The following is a 17,842-nucleotide window of genomic DNA, read 5'->3' as shown; positions in this document are numbered from 1 at the left end:
ATGATTAAAGGCGCATATAAAGGTATTAAGTGGCGAAATGATGGCACAGGCTTGGGTGACGCTGACTACTTGCCAGACGGTGTTGTCATGCACGACATGGTAAACCGCCTGCCGATTAAAGGCGCAAAAGCAGGACAACAACAACAACGGCAACCAGTTATCGCTAAAGACAGTGCCGCATCTATCAGCTATCTTAAAATCCTGTACGGCTTGTCTGAAGGTGAAATTAGCGGTTTAGCCGATGGCGCGAAATCTATCTATCTTGATGATACGCCATTGATTGATGATAGCGGCAATCCTAATTTTAAAGATGACAAAGGCAATAATGCCGTTGTATGGGATTTTCGCAGTGGCACAAATGACCAAGAGTATATCAAAGGCTTCCCGTCTGTTGAAAATGAAACTAATATCAATGTCGAGTTAAAAGGTGGTACGCCATACGTTAAAACCGTTACCAACAGCCAACTATCGGCTGTACGTTTGCGCCTGTCATGGGCTGCATTGCGTAAGCAAGAAACCAATGGCGATGTAAACGGTATAACCATCGAATACGCTATTGATTTATCAACTAACGGCGGTGCGTATCAGCAAGTTTTGCTAACTAAAGTCAGTGATAAAACATCCGCTAAATATGAGCGCAGCCACCGCATTGACTTGCCACGCGGCAGTACTTGGAATATCCGTGTGCGCCGCCTAACTCCTAATGCGACAAGTGATTTAATCTCAGACAAAATGTATATCGATGCGATTACAGAGATTATTGACGCTAAATTGCGCTACCCAAACACGGCAATGCTTGGCTTACAGTACAATGCGGCTACCTTTAGCAATGTCGCAAAATTATCCGTGCGCTGTAAGGGAAAAATCATCTCAGTACCGAGTAATTATGACCCAGTGACGCGCACCTATACGGGCGTTTGGAATGGTACATTTAAACAGGCGTATAGCAATAACCCTGCATGGGTGTATTACGACATTTGCACCCAATGGCGGTATGGTTTAGGCAACAGACTCACAGCCGCGATGATTGATAAATGGTCATTGTATAGTCTTGCACAATATTGTGACCAACAGGTAAGCGATGGTAAAGGCGGTCAAGAGCCACGCTTTACGGTCAATGTTTACTTACAAGCACAGCAAGATGCGTTTAGCGTACTACAAAGCCTAGCATCAATCTTTCGTGCGATGAGCTATTGGCAAGGTGAGCAAATTGTACTTGACGCGGATTTGCCCAAAGATCCTGTCTATACGTTCAGCCGTGCCAATGTAGTTGGTGGTGAATTTAGCTACACAGGCACACGAGCGCGAGACCGCCACACTATTGCAAAAGTGGCATGGGATAACCCTGAGCAGAAGTTTAAAACCGAGTATGAGTTTGTGCGCGATGAAGCCGCGATTGCTAAATACGGCGTCAAAGTGCTTGATTTGTCGATTGTTGGCTGCACGTCACAAGGGCAAGCCCAACGTGCAGGATTGTGGGCATTAAAGTCTGAGCAATTAGAGACACGCACAGTCACTTTTAAAACTGGCTTGGATGGTTTTATCCCCACTGTTGGCAGTATCATTAATGTGTCGGACGAGGTACTAGCAGGTCGCGCTAATGGTGGTCGTGTGTCTGCCGTGTCGAGTGATTTTTTAACTGTCACGCTTGACCGTGATGTTACGGTTAATGCAGGTGATACGCTTGTCGTTAATGCTGATGATGGTAAGGCGCAAAGACGAATTGTATCAGCCGTTAATGGTCGCGCTGTGACGGTATCAGTGGCATTTGATGGCGTATCATCTCAAAACGTATGGGCAGTCGATAGCAGCGATTTAAAAACCATGCGCTTTAGAGTGCTATCCATCAAACAAGATGACGTGACCTTTACTATCACCGCATTGCAACACGAGCCGCAAAAGTATGATGCCATTGACTATGGCGCGATTGTTGAGCCGACATCGATTAGCATTATCAAACCCAACGTCATCGATGCACCTAAAAACATTGTAATCACACAGCGTAACCGTGTCGAGCAGGGGCAAAACATAACCACCATGATTGCATCGTGGGAGCAAGTAAGCGGTGCGGTAGCGTATGATGTAGAGTGGCGCAAAGACGATGGTAACTGGACAAAAGTACCGCGCACGGGTAACAACTCGATAGAAATTGATGGCGTTTACAGTGGTAACTATCTAGCGCGCGTTGCGTCTGTATCAGCATTTGATTTGGTATCAAACTTTGCCGCATCTATGCTCACCGCAGTGACTGGTAAAATCGGTGCGCCACCTACCCTTGCTAATCTAAAAGCCACAGGCATTTTGTTTGGTATGCAGTTGGATTGGCTATTTGCTCAAGGCTCAAGCGACACTAACTACACTGAGATACAAGTAGCAAGTGCGCCCGATACCAATGTGGCGTTGCTAGGTACTTATGCCTACCCAACTAATACAGCGACAATTAACGGTTTACAAGGCAATTTAACGCAGTATTATCGTGGTCGCATCGTTGATAAATTGGGCAATGCGTCACCGTGGACAAACTGGGTAAAAGGTGTCACCAGTGCTGACGCTCAAAAAGTGCTTGATTTATTAAACGGTCAAATCACTGAGTCACAGCTTTATCAAGACTTGGGCGCAAAGATTGCTAAAATCACCACGATTGAGACAGGCTTGTCACAAGAAATCCAAGACCGTGTTGAAGCATTAGCACAAGAAGCTACCAACCGCAGTAACGCGATTAATCAAGAGACGCAAAATCGTATTACTGCGGTTAAATCTGTCAGCGATGGCTTGACGCAGGAAATCAAAGACAGACAAAGTGGTGATAGCAAAACACTTGAGGTTATCACCACTTATAAAACCTCTAACGACAATGCACTAGCAGCCGTGCAGTCAGATATAAAAACTGTTACTACTGCGCAATCTGCCACAGCGACAAAGCTAGATGGTGTCTATGCGATTGTGACCCCGCTTACCGCGGACAGCAATCAATGGACAGCAGACAGTGGCACCAAACAGGCAACGGCTTGGACGCTACAATCTGCGTATGCTACGGCTGATATGGCGCTATCGCAAAAGATTGATAATGTATCATCAACGTATAACGATAGCCTTGCTAGTGTGCAGCGTGAAACTAAAGCGGTTAGCGATAAATACTCAGCATTGGCAACCGATGTAAATATTATCAAAGCAGCGCAAAGTGGTAATTTAGCGCTAGTAATGGATAATTACTACACTAAAGCTACCACCGACCAAACCATTGCCCAAAAAATCAGCACGTTTAAATCTGAGGTTGTTGACCCTGCGTTAAACAAAAAAGCAGATGCGGGCGCATTGCAAGAAACGACTGCAAAAGCGGACAGGATTGACGGTCAATTACAAGCGGCATCCACCAAACTTGATGGCGTTTATGCTAGGGTTGTGCCTTTAACTGCTGATAGTAATAGCTGGACAGCAGATAGTGGCACTAAACAAGCAACGGCTTGGACGCTACAATCTGCGATAGTAGATGGTGATAGTGCGTTATCACAGCGTATCGATAGCTTGACCGCAAGTGTTAATAGTAATGCCGCGTCAATCACCAGTGAGCAAACCGCGCGTGCTAATGCAGATAGCGCATTGTCTAGCCGCATTGACACAGTGCAATCCACGGTTGGTAACAACACAGCAAGCATACAAACTCAGCAGCAATCAATCAACGGGCTTTACGCCCAATACACAGTTAAAGTTGATGTTAATGGGCGTGTCAGCGGGTTTGGTTTAGCGTCATCAAACACTGTGTCGGATTTTGCTATCCGTGCAGACAGGTTCTACATCGCGCCACCTGACGGTACTGGCAAAGGCGACAGCCCATTCACGGTGCTTGCAACTAGTCAGACCATCAACGGCACTGTAGTCCCCGCGGGTGCTTACATCAAGTCGGCATGGATACAAAACGGCTCAATCGATGTTGCTAAGATTAACAAGGCAAGCATTACGTCGCTGTCGGCTCTGTCGGCTAATATCGGAACGCTCACTACATCTGACAGCCGTGGTACTTTTACCTATACAGGCTCAAAGATTGAGCTACGCGACCCGCAAGGGCGTTTATTACTTGAAATGGGGCTACTATGAGTGCTGATATAAAGTGCTATGACCAAAGCACTGGAAAGCTGCTGTTCAGCGTCGCGTCACAGACCAGCCGCATTGTCGGCTATGTCACTGATAGCTCTACTAGCGGTACTATCACTGTGCCTGACTTGGGCGGCGGCAAGTTATTTTGGATGTTATTAGATGATGATATTGATTATCAAGTGCAGAATTATCAGTCTGGAAACAAAACAAGAACCGCTATATCTGAGATACAGTTTACGGTATCTGAAAACGTGCTAACTTACCGCAAACAGGCATCAACTAAATTTGCTTATGGGATTTATGTATGACAGCAGGAGTGAAAATATACAATGGCAATAGGCAGGTTTTAGTTGATGATACATACCAAAATCTTGCACTCAGTAGCGTTATAAACATGGGGGCAGATAAAGGTGCTTGGTCTTGGGATTCGTCGACCGTGGACTTTTCCTATCGAGGTGATATACCTATTCTAGTGTACGAAATAGGAGGAATTAACAATAGGTTATATGTAGCGAAAACAAAGCAACAAAGCGATGGCAGCTATGCTGTAAGGTATGTACAAGCACCCGCCGATAAAGTGAACAAGCCCTGTGTGTTTTATGTGTTTGACAATCCACAAAACGCTATTATTAACGGTCAAGCAGCATTGAAAATATATAACCCGAATACAGGACAACTTACATTTGACAGTCGTTTAAAACATCTGCAAATATTGGGTGAGATTTATGACGGTATGCCCATAGACCCAAGCCGTAAGTATGGTGTTTTGTTACGCTCTAAACTTGGCTTCAAGTACGAATGGCTCAGCAAAGTAAGCGGTGGGAAGTGGTATGTGGATGAATACTGGCGTAGCGATTTGATTTGGATTGAGGGCAGTGCGATTCGAGTAGACAGGGTGCTGATCAGGGAAAGGCACAACTGGTACTATCTTTCCACTGGTAATCCATCACCCACCGAAATATTTGACTACCCACAATTAGCAACACCGTTACTGGTTGACCTAACATTAATATAGGTGAGATATGCAAAAATTATGTGCGATTTTATCATCAATCTTTATGGCTGGATGTACGCTGCAAGTTAAGCCCATCGACATCTGCCACAATCCCATCACTAACAAGCCGCATGACATACAATATGTAAATTGCTTACAACCCACTCACCCGAGTGGGTTTTTTATTTAAGGGGGCGTAAATGCCGCAAAACATCATCGCAATAAAAATTGCGCAGTCTGCTGTATTAGCTGCGGCTAGTACAGTGGTAAGCGGCGTTAGCATAGCGATACAGCTATCAACGCCGCACGAATACTTGGGACTGCAAATCGAGTACAAGTATTTTTTGATAGCATCAATCGTGCTTTGTTTTATGGGCGCATTGCTATCGCTACGCGTCGATTTTGTTAAAAAGTTGGACAGTAGTCAGTGGTCAAAAGTCGCAACTGCCATGCTTGCCGGGCTTGTCATCACATTTTTGATTTTGCCGGTAGCAGTGAGCACACCGAGCGTACTTTTTTTGATGATAACAGCGTTCTTTGGCGGATTAGCGGGTACGATTTTGCTGCATTTAATCTTCGAGCTACTTGGTGATAAAGAGTTGTTAGATGCGGTTAAAGACACGGTTAAGCAGTTTTTAATCAGTAAGTTTAAAAGCATTGCAGCCTTTTTCGGGGGTGCTAAATGATGGACTTTATCAATGACGCTGTGCCGTTTGTCGGTTTGGTTATTTGCACTTACGCACTGCTATCACACAAAGTTTGCACTGCAACGCGCATCAATGTACTTAACTTTGTTTTATTTGTTGCAATTTATCTGCTACTCGCGCTGGCGGATTTTACAGGTTTTGAGCCAGTAATTTGGACAGTGATTGTACGATGTCTGATACTCATCATTACCATCAACATCATTATCAAAAACCACACCGCCAAATAAGGCGGTTTTATTTTATAAGGATAAAGTATGACAAAAACAGTAACAATCACAGCGGGTCACGGCGGCGGTGACCCAGGCGCAGTCAACGGCAACATCACCGAGGCGTACATCGCAACTGACATGCGTAACATGCTCAAACTCTATCTTGAGCGCGCTGGACTCAAAGTACGTACCGATGGCGATGGCAACGATAACCAATCTTTGCGCCAAGCGCTGCGGTTAATCCCCGGCAGCGACTTGGCGATTGAAATCCACTGTAATGCGGCATCAACCAGCCAAGCGGGTGGCGTCGAGGCACTGGCACAGCCAAAAGACAAGGCAATTTGCCAAAAACTTTGCAGTGCAATCAGTGATGTGATGAGCATTCCCGTCCGCGGCAACGCGGGTGGGTGGAAAGACCAATCGAGTGGGCAGCATAGTCGATTGGCGTATGTGAGTGGTGGCGGCATTATCTTGGAGCTGTTTTTTATCAGCAATCCAAAAGAGCTGGCAATCTATCAAAGCAAAAAATGGTTGGTTGCACGTGAGTTAGCCGATGTGATTGCCGAGCATTTTGGCTTACCGTGCGCGGCTTAATTTACGCCAAAATTACGCCAAATTAATGCAAATAATTGTTTTAAAAAAATTTAAACAACCTTGACATGGTGGGGGTCGTCTGTTCGAGTCAGATTATGCCTACCATATTCCAAAAGCCCCAGTCGATTGATTGGGGCTTTTTATTGCAGTGATATCAAGTCTTCACGTGGTTTTTCGAGAGTTGAAATTTTGACCACTTTTGTGATTTTGGGCACCTTTTTTACTACAGAAATTGAATGGTGACCAAAAGGTGACCACGCATTTTTTTAAGACTTTTAATTTCACACCCACTTGTTTTTGGTCACTTTAGTAAAAATAAATAAACTTCACTGTTTTACTAATTAAGACTCAGTCGCCTGTGTGGCGGTGAATATACCAAAACCCTAACGAATCGCACCTCGTTATTTCTAAGCCGCCTGAACCACCCCGAATTTATCGGAGACAGGTTTACTTGAGTCAGGCAGCATAGCCTGACGGAATTAATGAATAATAGTAGATATTCTCCGCATCCACTACGAGCATAGCTCTCCGTCTTGCACGCGTGCAAGACGAAGGCTATGCTTGAATGACTGATTAAAAAGCACCAAACCAAGCTCACCCCCGAGATGAGTGTGCCCATCACACGGTGTAATCAGGTATGGCGTACGGATATCACCTACGTTCGCCTAGTCAGGGGCTTTGTATACTTGATGGCGGTAATTGATGGGTCTAGACATTGGGGAGCACCTTAAAGTACTGCTTTGCAGCATGCACTAATAGCAAAATGTTTATTGACTATTTTTAAACGTTCGTTTAAATTGTTTTTATTATGATTATTAAAGAGCTAAATGGACATCGTTAACGAGTTAATATGCTAATTGAACAACCTAACCGCAAATATTGGACATATACCAGCTTAAAATGGTTGGTATGGTTTAATATTTTCACCACGATTTTGCACTATGTGGACAATATTTTGTTTTTTGCGCATTATCCCGAACCTACCTGGCTCAATCCCGCGTTGGTGGATGCATTTTGGTTTTTGATGACCCCATTTGCCCTTTTGGCACTTTGGCTGATTAGACATCAGCACTTGTATTGGGGCTTGGTGAGTATGGTGCTGTATTGCCTAATGAGTTTATTGGTATTGGGTCACTACCTCATCCCCAGTGAGCACATTAGCCTTAAGATTCATGCGTTTATTTGGCTAGAGGCACTTGCGGCGATTGGGCTATTAGCGTATGTCATGGGCTATGTACAGATGACAAAGCCCTTCACCTTAAAGAATGGAGCGTAGCCAAGATGCGACCACAAAAGCTCAGTCGAGAGCAGCTGTTACAGTATTGTATGCCTGTTTTTAAACAACATGGCTATCAAGGCACCAGTATGGCGATGTTGGCAAGTGCCTGTGATTTGACCAAAGGAGCGTTTTATTATGAGTACCAAGACAAAGAAAGCTTAGTAGCAGATATGCTCAGCTACGTGCACCAATTGGTTGACCATAAATTATTTAGTTTGGTGTATGAGGCAGGCACCGCCCAAATGCGTTATCAACGGCTACATGAGCAAGCGGTCAAGTTTTTTAGCCAAGGCGGTATGGGCTGCTTGATGGCGGTAATTGGCGGTGAGGCAAGGTATTTATCGCCATCGCTACTGGCATTAACTCGGCAGTTTTTAAGCCGTTGGCAACAAACCATGCAGGTGTTATTTGATGAGGTCTATTCTAAAGCACAGGCGGATGCCTTAGCCAAGCAAAGTGTGGCGGATTATGAAGGGGCGATTTTACTGGGGCGAATTTATGATGACCCCAGTTACTTACAAGCCGTTTATGAACGCATCGATGCTCAATTAGCCAGTAAGCCAGTTTTAGCCAACTAATACAAGGAGTCAGAGATGACATCTAATAACCAAGATAAAGCCAGTTTCCAGACCGATTATGTCCGTCTAAATGTAGAACAAAAAGATAGCGTGTTACTCATTGAGCTCAATCGCCCAGAAAAATATAACGCCTTTGATAGCTTGATGATTCAAGAGCTATCAAAGGCGCTTACTGAGTATGAGCAGCGGGATGAATTACGCTGTGCCTTGCTGTATGCGCGTGGGGAGAATTTCACCACAGGGCTTGATTTGATTGAGCTGCAAGACAAGGTACTGTCAGGTATTTTTGATTATCCGAACGACTGTATAGACCCTTGGGGTGTGTCAGGTATGCAACGCACTAAACCTTATATTGTTGCGGTACAAGGGCTTTGTTTTACTGCGGGTATCGAGCTGATGCTCAATGCCGACATTGTGATTGCCAGTGATGACAGCTGCTTTGCCCAAATGGAGGTGCAACGAGGCTTGATGCCGTTTGGTGGGGCAACCATCCGTTTTGTACAAACGGCAGGTTGGCAAAAAGCCATGCCTTATTTGCTTACTGGCGATCGCTTTGATGCCGCCACGGCAGATGCGATGGGATTGGTCAGCCAAGTAGTGCCTAAAGGCGAGCAGTTTGCCGTCGCACTTAAGATTGCCACACAGATTAGCAGTCATTCTGCCCCTCTAGCCGTCAAACGTTTATTACAATCTGCCAAACAAGGGACTGAGCAAGATCCTAAAACTGCCTTTGCCAATGTCCTTGGTTACTTACCAGATTTGTTTTTATCCCAAGACTTTGCAGAAGGTGTCGCATCCTTAAGAGAGAAGCGATCAGCCCAGTTTCAAGGCAAGTAAATAGATGACTAAGGTCAATGCCTAGTTTATTGACGCATTTTATCAACCCATTTTATCACCCAATGAATTGTGACTTATGACACCTACTTTTGAACACTTCACCCAAAGAGATTTTACCATTGTAGCAGCCGATGGCTTTGCATTGGCAGCCACAAGCTATGAGCCTGAAAAGTATAAAGCCACGATTGTGATCGCAGGGGCAACGGGTGTGCCACAAAAATTTTACCAAAGATTTTCTAAGTTTGCCGCAGACAATGGCTATCGCACAGTGACGTTTGATTATAGGGGCATTGCTCGATCTAAGGTAGCGAAGCTTAAAGGCTTTAAAGCAAGTTTTCTTGATTGGGCTAGGTTAGATTTGGCGGCAGTGATTGATGAAATTGCCACAGGTGAAACCCCAACCTTTATCGTTGGACACTCATTTGGTGGTCATGCCTTTGGACTTCTACCCAACCATTATAAAATTTCGGGTATGTATGTCTTTGCTACGGGTGCAGGGTGGCGTGGATGGATGACACGCCGAGAATCGATGCGCGTTAATTTGTTGTGGAATGCTATCTTACCTGCTTTAACGTTCTTTAAAGGTTATACCCCGATGTCAATGTTGGGAATGGGTGAAGATTTGCCTTATGGTGTCTATAAGCAGTGGCGACAATGGTGCAAATATCCGCATTATTTTTTTGATGACCCAATTGTATCAGAAAAAATGCAAGAAAAATTTGCCCAAATAAAGGTGCCTATCGTGGCGGCAAACGCGGTGGATGATTTGTGGGCATTACCAAAATCGCGGGATGCCTTTATGCAAGGCTATACAAACGCAGACTTAACCTTGCTAGACATTCCCTTAACCGCATCACTGCCCAAGATTGGGCACATGGGCTATTTTAGAGCCAGCGCCCAGCCATTATGGGAAAATGTCTTATCATGGATTGAAACAACGATGACGCCATCGTTGGATGTAACTCTCCTCTAAAATAAAACAGCTCAGACATAGCCTTAATTGGCTAAGACCACATTCAGCTTTGAAGGGAAAAAAACCCATGGAGAGGTATTTTGAATTAAGCGAGGAAACGCCTTTAATTTAATTCCAATGCACCAATTACCGCTTTGCCCCAACTTGGTAACTCTTGACTAATCGAATACCAAATCCAAGTGCCTTTACGCTCACTTTCTAAAATACCGATTTGCTTTAATTGGTTTAAATGCCGTGAGATAGTTGGCTGTGGTTGGCCTAACTCGCTGATGATGTCACACACGCATAACGCTTGCTTCTGATTAAGTAGTCGCACAATTTTTAATCTAGTGGGGTCGCTTAACGCCTTGAGAAAGTCTGTTTTATTCATATATTTACATATCCAAATATATAGATTATAGTATAGCTCAATTTTAACAGGTTTCTATAGGCAGTCAATGATTACCGCATTACTCATTTTTCTAGTGACTTTGATATTTGTAATATGGCAACCTAAAGGCTTGGGTATCGGCTGGACTGCCAGTATTGGGGCTGGGATAGCTTTGCTATTAGGGGTAATAACGGTTGCCGATATTCCTGTAGTGTGGAATATTGTTTGGAACGCTACCTTTGCCTTTATTGCTATTATCATTATTAGTCTGTTACTTGATGAAGCAGGCTTTTTCCGCTATATCGCCTTGCACGTTGCAAGATTAGCAAAAGGTAGCGGTAATCGGTTGTTTGCGTTTATTGTGCTACTTGGGGCGGTGGTATCGGCATTGTTTGCCAATGATGGTGTGGCTTTGATATTAACACCCATTGTGATTGCGATTTTAACCACGTTACGCTTTTCCCCTGCGACTACCCTTGCTTTTATTATGACAGCAGGGTTTATCGCTGATACCGCCAGTATTCCGCTCGTGGTGTCTAATTTGGTAAATATTGTGTCGGCTGACTTTTTTAAAATCCCTTTTACCGATTATGCCAAAGTGATGATACCAGTAAACGTGGTAGCGGTTGTCACCTCATTATTGGTATTGTATGGGTTTTATCATAAAGACATTCCTACGGTTTATGCGTTGGATTTAATCGAAAACTCACAATCGGCTATCGTGGATAAAAATACCTTTATCATGGGTTGGGTGGTATTGGCGTTACTTTTGTTGGGTTTTTTTGTGCTTGAGCCTATAGGTGTACCCATTAGCTTCATTGCAGGGGTTGGAGCGTTGGTGTTGCTTGTGGTAGCGAAAATGGGTAAAAAAATAACGGTATTGCCGATTGTCAAAAATGCCCCGTGGCAAGTGGTGATATTTTCATTGGGTATGTATTTGGTGGTGTATGGTTTAAAAAATGCAGGGCTGACCGATTATTTAGCTCATGAGTTAAGCCAACTCGCTAATCATGGCATGATGACAGCTACAGTAGCAACAGGGTTATTATCGGCAGGGCTTTCATCTGTCATGAATAATATGCCAACGGTGCTAATTCAAGCTTTAGCGATTGATGAGGCGACTATCCATGACCCCATGATAAAGCAAGCCATGATTTATGCCAATGTAATAGGCTGTGATTTAGGCACGAAAATTACCCCGATTGGCTCACTCGCTACTTTATTATGGTTGCACGTTTTAGCCAGTAAAAATATTACGGTGAGTTGGGGTTATTATATTAAAGTCGGTATTATTTTAACCTTGCCTGTATTGGTGGCTACATTGGTTGCATTGGCAATTTGGTTGCCAATAATTCAATAATTTTAAAACTTAAAAAGGAACAAGTATGCAAAATATCACAATTTACCACAACCCTAACTGTGGCACATCACGCAACACGCTTGCTCTTATCAAACATCAAGGCATTAAGCCTTCTGTTATTCATTATTTGGATAACCCACCTGATGAAACAACCCTGCGTGATTTAATTACCAAAATGGGTATTACCCCAAGACAATTACTGCGTGTAAATGTGCCGCCTTACGCTGAACGTAAACTAGATAACCTTAGTTTGACTGATGATGACCTTATTCAAGCTATGTTAGCTGACCCACTTCTAATCAATCGTCCAATCGTTGTGAGTGATAAAGGCGTTAAGCTGTGCCGTCCTTCCGAAGTTGTATTAGATTTGATTGATACGCCCTTAACCAAAACCTTTATCAAAGAAGATGGGGAAAAGATTGAGCCGACAATTTAGTCAAAACACCTGTTTTTATTGAACTTGTAAGCCGTTACTGGGACTCCCCATTAACGGCTTTCTCATTTCAGCAATAAACTATCGTATTGATTTAAATCATAACTTGTATATTAGGACTTACGCAAAAATTTATGCTTTTGCGTAAGTCCTATATCTAATGGATTTTGCTAACATGCAATTTAGGGTAATTTAACTTAAAGGTTTTCGTCTGTTCGAGTCAGATTATGCCTACCATATTCCAAAAGCCCCAGTCGATTGATTGGGGCTTTTTTATTGCAGTGATATCAAGGGTTTAAGTGATTTTTCGAGGGTTGAAAGGTAAACATCTGACCATTCTTTGGGCTGACACCATTATTTACTATTTTTCTCAAGTAATCGCAGTTCAGTTTTTTGAATTTTGCCAACCGCGGTTTTGGGTAATTGCTCAATAAACGTATATTGACGTGGCCGTTTATACCCGGTTAATTGCTCATGACTAAAGGCTTTAAGCTCATCTATCGTCAAACTGTCATCTGATTTGACAATATAGGCTTTAACCGATTGTCCTTGAAGCGCATCTTCAACGCCAATCACGGCACATTCTTGGACTTTCGGGTGATTTAACAGCACCGCTTCAATTTCGGTTGGATAGACATTAAAGCCACTGACGATCAGCATATCTTTTTTGCGATCCATTAATTTGATATGCCCGTTTTGCATCATCATCCCAATGTCGCCTGTCTTTAAATGACCTTCAGGTAAGAAATAATCGGTGTTGTCAATGTTATGATAACCTATAGTCACATTATCACCTTTGATACAAATCTCACCCACTTCGCCTAACGCCACTTCGTTGCCCACATCATCACAGATTTTGATATCGATACTCGGTAAAGGTAGGCCAATATCGCCAGTGTACTCATGGTTGGTGAGGGGGTTACACGTGCCTGCACCGATAGTTTCGGACATGCCCCATCCTTCTATTAATGGGCAGCCAGTGAGCTCAAGCCAAGCCTTGGCCGTGGCGGGGGTGGCTGCCATACCGCCGGCGATTGATAATTTTAGTTGACGGGTATCGACATTTTTAAAATCGGGGTGGTTAACTAATGCCTGAAACAAGGTATTCACCCCAGGAAGAATGTGAAACGGCTTAGCAGATAATATTTTGATAAAACTGGCAGTGTCTTTAGGGTTAGTCACCAAGGTCATGCGCATGCCAGATTTCATGCCTAACATGGAAAAGATAAACGCAAAGATATGATATAGCGGCAACGCTAGGATACTATGGAATACTTGTTCGGCATTTTTTTGTTGGTTGAGTACCGGCAAAAACCACTGATAGTATTGTTCAACTGCTGTCAAAATATTTCGATGGGTCAGCAAGATGCCTTTGGGTCTGCCAGTGGTGCCGCCGGTGTATTGGATAAAGGCAACATCATCAAGTGATTTGGATGGCTGTTGGTAAGGCATGGATTTAGCGATTTTCATCACTTGACCCAATCGTAATGGCTGATACTTTTGGTCAATTTGGTAAGGCGCTACCATTTTCTTGACATATTTTACAGCGATATCGACTATTTTACCCTTTAATCCTAACAAGTCCCCTAAACGGATAATCACGACTTTTTTCACTGGGGTTTTATCAATGATTTTTTGTAAAGTGTGAGCAAAATTTTCTAAAATAAAAATAACTTCGGTATTGGCATCAATCAACTGAAACTCTAATTCACGAGCTGTATGTAGCGGATTAATCGGCGTCAAAACATACCCTGAGCGAATCGCACCTATCATGACCGGTAAATACGCTTGTACGTTAGGCAGCATGATAGCGACACTGGCATTTGCGCTTAAGGATTGGGCTTGTAGCCAGCGGCTGACAAGGCGTGCGACGTTATCCGCCTGTTGATAGCTGATAGCTCGCTCCATATTGCTGGTGAATTCTCGTGAGGCAAAGGCCGTTAAACGATCATCAAAAAATTCTATTAACGATTGATCTGTTAAAGCGGGAATGCGTGCGGCGGTGGCAGGGTCATAAAATTTTGTCCAAAAATTTTCCATGTTGTTATCCTTTTTCTGTCCTTAGAAAATAGGCTAATAGGCCCTTGAAAAGGTTTTTTCCATGGGCCTATTAGGGTGCGCGTATTGCCGCGCTTTTTGATTACTATCAATTACTGTGCCTTGAGTTGATAGTGACGCAAATGAATAGCCTAGTTGCAATCATTATCACACCAAGGCTTAACATTACCATACTCATCTTGATTAGCAAATAGTTCATGACAGGCGGCTTCTGCCAAGGTTAAAATAGGCGTCACGCACACATCAAATTGGGTAAAGTAGTGCTGCCAGTGGCTAAGTGGCTGCGATGCAAATTTTTGGGCAATCGCTTGGGCAGCGGCTTGGCTCTGCGGATGAGTAGGCAGTACGCCCATTTGCCAATGGCTAGCCGCATGTTCATTAACATCTAACGCTTGACACAAGCCTTGCCAAAACTTTAGCTCAAGCGAGCCGACTGCCATATAACGACCGTCTTGTGTCTGATATAGCCGGTAACATGGCAGCACGCCGCCTAAAAAATCCTGCTCAGGCGTCGGTGTTACCTGGGTTAATGCTTTGACAAATTTCCCCGTCGCTTTTGGCATCACCAAATGGTTGTATAAACTATGGGTCATGCTGATGATGATATGGCGACCTTTGCCAGTTAGCTTGGCATTGACAACGGCCGCTAATAAAGCGATAACCGCTGTGTCACTCCCGCCAGCCAAGTCGGCAAATTGAACATTGGGCATGGCTTGTTCACCCGATGCGGTTTTGAGTTGGTCAAGTACGCCACTCATTGCCATAAAGTTGATATCGTGTCCGGCTTTATCCGCCCAGTTGGGCGTCGTACCATAGCCAGTGATGGAAACAATCACCAGCTTTGGGTTTTCCGCAAGCAGTGCCTGTGGCGAAAGTCCCATGCCTTCTAATACGTTGGGGCGGAAACTATCAATCATCACATCAGCAGTGGCAATGTCGCTTTTGAGCTTAGCAATATCATCGGGATGTTTGAAGTCCATTTTGTGACAAGCTTTGCCATGATTTAAAGCATCAAACAAATTGCCCAACGCCCGTGCAGGGTCACCTGGCTTAGGTTCATATTTGATCACATCTGCCCCCAAATCAGCGAGCAGTCGTGTGGCAAATGGACCCGGCAAGTTGCGTGATAAGTCAATAACTTTTAGCCCTGTTAAGCAGTCAGCTATACCCAGTGCAGCTATGGCGTCATTCATTAACAAACTCCTTATGCGCCTTTGCCATAGTTACTAAAACTTGGGCAGGGGCAAAGCGCTCACCATAACGCTCGGCAAGTTGTTGACTGCGTGCGACAAAATTATCAACGCCATAGGCATTAATAAACTGCAAGGTACCCCCATGATGCGGGGCAAATCCCCAACCAAAGATAGAGCCGATATTGGCATCTGCGATTGAATTAATCACGTTTTCTTCATAACAACGGGCGGTCTCATTGGCTTGGATAAACATAAAGCGGTCAATAAGCTCTTGCTGAGTAGGCTGCGTGTCTGCGACAGGGAATAAGTTTGATAGCCCGGGCCACAGTTGTTTTTCACCTCCCTCTGGGTAGTCATAAAACCCTTTACCGACTTTTTTACCCAAACGCCCGTGGGTTTTGCCCATCAGTTCGACCACGCTATCGGCGGGGTGATGCGGCATTTCTTTGCCTTCTTTTTGTAAGTCTTTTTTGGTTTGCTCATTAATATGCAGCATCAGACCTAAAGACACCTCGTCTTGCAGTGCCAGCGGTCCGACTGGCATACCCGATTTGATACCAGCTACCTCAATCAGACGGGGATGGACGCCCTCAGAGAGCATGGCAGAGCCTTCGGTGATATAGGTGGCAAACACACGAGACGTATAAAAACCACGGCTATCATTGACCACAATCGGCGTTTTGCCAATTTGTAATACATAGTCAAAGGCTTTGGCTAACGTAGTTTCATCGGTTTGCTCGCCCATAATGATTTCCACAAGCGGCATTTTATCGACAGGTGAGAAAAAGTGTAAGCCGATAAATTGCTTAGGACGGCCACTCGCTTTGGCTAAACCGGTAATTGGCAAGGTTGAGGTATTTGACGCAAAAATCGCATCGCTAGCGGTGACTGCTTCTGTTTGCTGGGTACACTTGGCTTTAATATCACGGTCTTCAAACACCGCTTCAATCACCAAGTCACAATCCGCTAAATCTGCATAATCCGTGGTGGTTTGAATTTTGTCCAGCAAGGATTGTTTTTTGCTATCATTGCTTCTGCCTTTGGCAATCGCTTTATTCAGCAAGTTTTCTGAATACATTTTGCCTTTATCCGCATTTTCCATCGTGGTATCTAGCAATACCACGTCAATGCCTGCCTTAGCAGAGACATAGGCAATACCAGCACCCATCATCCCTGCACCCAACACACCGACTTTTTTGGTTTGGTATGGCGGGATAGATTTTGGACGAGATTGGCCCTTGTTGATGCTGTTGAGTTGGTGCCAAAGCGTGCCAATCATGTTTTTTGACACTTGTGACATGGCACAGGCGACAAAATAGCGGGATTCAAGCGCCAGCGCTGTATCGATATCCACTAAGCTACCTTCAAACACACATGATAAAATGTGGGTAATGGCAGGGTAGTTGCCATGCGATTTTTGATTTGCCATCGCAGGGGCAATGCTCAGCATTTGGGCATTTTGCGGGGTTAAGGCGTTACCTTGAGGGATTTTAAAGCCTTTGGCATCCCAAGGCTGCTGAGCGGTTGGATGCTCATGAATCCACTGTTTGGCTTGTTCAATCAGTGATGTTTTATCAGTAACTACCGCATCGATAATGCCAAGCTGATGAGCGGCTTGGGTGGTAAGCTTAGTGCCTTGGGTCATCAACTCTAACGCTTTTTGCATACCGACAAGACGCATTAAACGCTGCGTACCACCGCCCCCAGGTAATAAGCCCAATTTGACTTCAGGCAGGCCATATTTGGCATTCGGTTGGTCAACGGCAATGCGATAATGACAGCCCAACGCTACTTCAAGCCCGCCACCTAAGGCAGTGCCGGTTAATGCAGCGACGACAGGTTTACCGCAGGTTTCAAGGCTGCGGAACACCTTTTTGAAATGTTCAACAAAATCAAAAGCTTGCTTGGGGGATTGGATATTGGCAAATTGGTCGATATCGGCACCCACGATAAAGCTATCTTTATCGCTGGTGATGATAAGCCCTTTGCTGTCTTTGTCTTCCATAAAACTTTGAGCGATTTTTTCTAAATCATTGCTAAAATGCTCATCAAGCACATTCATTTTGCGAGATTGTTGAATGGTCAAAATGACAATATTATCGTCGTCAGTGGCAGAAAAATTGGCCAATTGATTCGCCGCTTGGCTGGTAAGACTGGTCATA

General features: G+C 44.3%; 16 protein-coding genes. 12 read left to right on the top strand and 4 right to left on the bottom strand.

Going from position 1 to position 17,842, the window contains the following annotated elements; all coding sequences use genetic code 11:
• From RT034_RS03905 to RT034_RS03860, 10 genes are all read left to right on the top strand, one after another.
• Positions 1-4,095 carry a TipJ family phage tail tip protein gene (locus tag RT034_RS03905; RefSeq protein ID WP_313013888.1) on the top strand — a complete coding sequence of 1,365 codons (4,095 nt, stop codon included), beginning with the start codon at positions 1-3 and terminating at the stop codon, positions 4,093-4,095.
• The gene (locus tag RT034_RS03900; protein WP_313013886.1) at positions 4,092-4,403 is read left to right on the top strand and encodes a hypothetical protein; all 312 of its coding nucleotides are present in this window, start codon (positions 4,092-4,094) and stop codon (positions 4,401-4,403) included. The genes RT034_RS03905 and RT034_RS03900 overlap by 4 nt, the downstream gene beginning before the upstream one ends.
• Positions 4,400-5,110, top strand: a complete 711-nt coding sequence (locus RT034_RS03895) for a hypothetical protein (RefSeq protein ID WP_313013885.1) — start codon at positions 4,400-4,402, stop codon at positions 5,108-5,110. Before RT034_RS03900 ends, RT034_RS03895 begins: the two co-directional genes overlap by 4 nt.
• A gap of 179 nt (positions 5,111-5,289) precedes the next feature.
• The gene (locus tag RT034_RS03890; RefSeq protein ID WP_313013883.1) at positions 5,290-5,775 is read left to right on the top strand and encodes a hypothetical protein; all 486 of its coding nucleotides are present in this window, start codon (positions 5,290-5,292) and stop codon (positions 5,773-5,775) included.
• On the top strand, positions 5,772-6,023 hold the full coding sequence (locus RT034_RS03885; RefSeq protein ID WP_313013881.1) for a hypothetical protein: 252 nt from the start codon (positions 5,772-5,774) through the stop codon (positions 6,021-6,023). The genes RT034_RS03890 and RT034_RS03885 overlap by 4 nt, the downstream gene beginning before the upstream one ends.
• A 27-nt stretch (positions 6,024-6,050) precedes the next feature.
• Positions 6,051-6,599, top strand: coding sequence for an N-acetylmuramoyl-L-alanine amidase (locus tag RT034_RS03880; protein WP_313013879.1), 549 nt, complete (start codon positions 6,051-6,053; stop codon positions 6,597-6,599).
• Between the two features lie 850 nt (positions 6,600-7,449).
• Entirely contained in the window at positions 7,450-7,875 is a 426-nt protein-coding gene (locus RT034_RS03875; RefSeq protein WP_313013878.1) for a hypothetical protein, read from the top strand.
• 5 nt (positions 7,876-7,880) lie between these two features.
• Positions 7,881-8,456 carry a TetR/AcrR family transcriptional regulator gene (locus tag RT034_RS03870; RefSeq protein WP_313013876.1) on the top strand — a complete coding sequence of 192 codons (576 nt, stop codon included), beginning with the start codon at positions 7,881-7,883 and terminating at the stop codon, positions 8,454-8,456.
• Between the two features lie 15 nt (positions 8,457-8,471).
• The gene (locus RT034_RS03865) at positions 8,472-9,293 is read left to right on the top strand and encodes a crotonase/enoyl-CoA hydratase family protein (protein WP_313013875.1); all 822 of its coding nucleotides are present in this window, start codon (positions 8,472-8,474) and stop codon (positions 9,291-9,293) included.
• Between the two features lie 76 nt (positions 9,294-9,369).
• A complete protein-coding gene (locus RT034_RS03860; RefSeq protein ID WP_409566295.1) occupies positions 9,370-10,266 on the top strand; it encodes an alpha/beta hydrolase family protein in 897 nt (298 codons plus the stop codon).
• 103 nt (positions 10,267-10,369) lie between these two features.
• Here the strand turns inward: RT034_RS03860 and RT034_RS03850 are convergent, their stop codons facing one another.
• Positions 10,370-10,636 carry an ArsR/SmtB family transcription factor gene (locus tag RT034_RS03850; protein ID WP_313013874.1) on the bottom strand — a complete coding sequence of 89 codons (267 nt, stop codon included), beginning with the start codon at positions 10,634-10,636 and terminating at the stop codon, positions 10,370-10,372.
• Between the two features lie 67 nt (positions 10,637-10,703).
• Here RT034_RS03850 and RT034_RS03845 point away from each other — a divergent pair, with 67 nt between their 5' ends.
• Both RT034_RS03845 and arsC read left to right on the top strand, forming a co-directional pair.
• Positions 10,704-11,996, top strand: a complete 1,293-nt coding sequence (locus RT034_RS03845; protein ID WP_313013869.1) for an arsenic transporter — start codon at positions 10,704-10,706, stop codon at positions 11,994-11,996.
• Positions 11,997-12,021: 25 nt separating this feature from the next.
• Entirely contained in the window at positions 12,022-12,432 is a 411-nt protein-coding gene (arsC, locus tag RT034_RS03840) for an arsenate reductase (glutaredoxin) (protein ID WP_313013868.1), read from the top strand.
• A gap of 351 nt (positions 12,433-12,783) precedes the next feature.
• Here arsC and RT034_RS03835 read toward each other — a convergent pair whose 3' ends face one another.
• The 3 genes from RT034_RS03835 to RT034_RS03825 form a co-directional block, all read right to left on the bottom strand.
• Positions 12,784-14,469, bottom strand: a complete 1,686-nt coding sequence (locus RT034_RS03835; protein ID WP_313013865.1) for an AMP-binding protein — start codon at positions 14,467-14,469, stop codon at positions 12,784-12,786.
• A 149-nt stretch (positions 14,470-14,618) separates the two neighbouring features.
• A complete protein-coding gene (locus tag RT034_RS03830) occupies positions 14,619-15,680 on the bottom strand; it encodes a CaiB/BaiF CoA transferase family protein (RefSeq protein ID WP_313013862.1) in 1,062 nt (353 codons plus the stop codon).
• Positions 15,673-17,841 (bottom strand): 3-hydroxyacyl-CoA dehydrogenase NAD-binding domain-containing protein, encoded by a 2,169-nt coding sequence (locus tag RT034_RS03825; RefSeq protein ID WP_313013860.1) that lies wholly within the window; start codon positions 17,839-17,841, stop codon positions 15,673-15,675. The genes RT034_RS03830 and RT034_RS03825 overlap by 8 nt, the downstream gene beginning before the upstream one ends.
• Position 17,842 lies beyond the last annotated feature (1 nt).

Source organism: Moraxella sp. CTOTU48841, from assembly GCF_032061225.1.
Lineage (GTDB): Bacteria > Pseudomonadota > Gammaproteobacteria > Pseudomonadales > Moraxellaceae > Faucicola > Faucicola cinerea.
This window is presented reverse-complemented; position numbering and strand designations above follow the sequence as displayed.

Bases quoted from the DNA above. Each gene is read 5' to 3' on its own strand.
- RT034_RS03900 (WP_313013886.1), top strand. From the start codon at position 4,092: ATGAGTGCTGATATAAAGTGCTATGACCAAAGCACTGGAAAGCTGCTG.
- RT034_RS03905 (WP_313013888.1), top strand. From the start codon at position 1: ATGATTAAAGGCGCATATAAAGGTATTAAGTGGCGAAATGATGGCACA.
- arsC (WP_313013868.1), top strand. From the start codon at position 12,022: ATGCAAAATATCACAATTTACCACAACCCTAACTGTGGCACATCACGC.
- RT034_RS03825 (WP_313013860.1), bottom strand. From the start codon at position 17,841: ATGACCAGTCTTACCAGCCAAGCGGCGAATCAATTGGCCAATTTTTCT.
- RT034_RS03850 (WP_313013874.1), bottom strand. From the start codon at position 10,636: ATGAATAAAACAGACTTTCTCAAGGCGTTAAGCGACCCCACTAGATTA.
- RT034_RS03875 (WP_313013878.1), top strand. From the start codon at position 7,450: ATGCTAATTGAACAACCTAACCGCAAATATTGGACATATACCAGCTTA.
- RT034_RS03895 (WP_313013885.1), top strand. From the start codon at position 4,400: ATGACAGCAGGAGTGAAAATATACAATGGCAATAGGCAGGTTTTAGTT.
- RT034_RS03885 (WP_313013881.1), top strand. From the start codon at position 5,772: ATGATGGACTTTATCAATGACGCTGTGCCGTTTGTCGGTTTGGTTATT.
- RT034_RS03845 (WP_313013869.1), top strand. From the start codon at position 10,704: ATGATTACCGCATTACTCATTTTTCTAGTGACTTTGATATTTGTAATA.
- RT034_RS03890 (WP_313013883.1), top strand. From the start codon at position 5,290: ATGCCGCAAAACATCATCGCAATAAAAATTGCGCAGTCTGCTGTATTA.
- RT034_RS03865 (WP_313013875.1), top strand. From the start codon at position 8,472: ATGACATCTAATAACCAAGATAAAGCCAGTTTCCAGACCGATTATGTC.
- RT034_RS03830 (WP_313013862.1), bottom strand. From the start codon at position 15,680: ATGAATGACGCCATAGCTGCACTGGGTATAGCTGACTGCTTAACAGGG.
- RT034_RS03870 (WP_313013876.1), top strand. From the start codon at position 7,881: ATGCGACCACAAAAGCTCAGTCGAGAGCAGCTGTTACAGTATTGTATG.
- RT034_RS03860 (WP_409566295.1), top strand. From the start codon at position 9,370: ATGACACCTACTTTTGAACACTTCACCCAAAGAGATTTTACCATTGTA.
- RT034_RS03835 (WP_313013865.1), bottom strand. From the start codon at position 14,469: ATGGAAAATTTTTGGACAAAATTTTATGACCCTGCCACCGCCGCACGC.
- RT034_RS03880 (WP_313013879.1), top strand. From the start codon at position 6,051: ATGACAAAAACAGTAACAATCACAGCGGGTCACGGCGGCGGTGACCCA.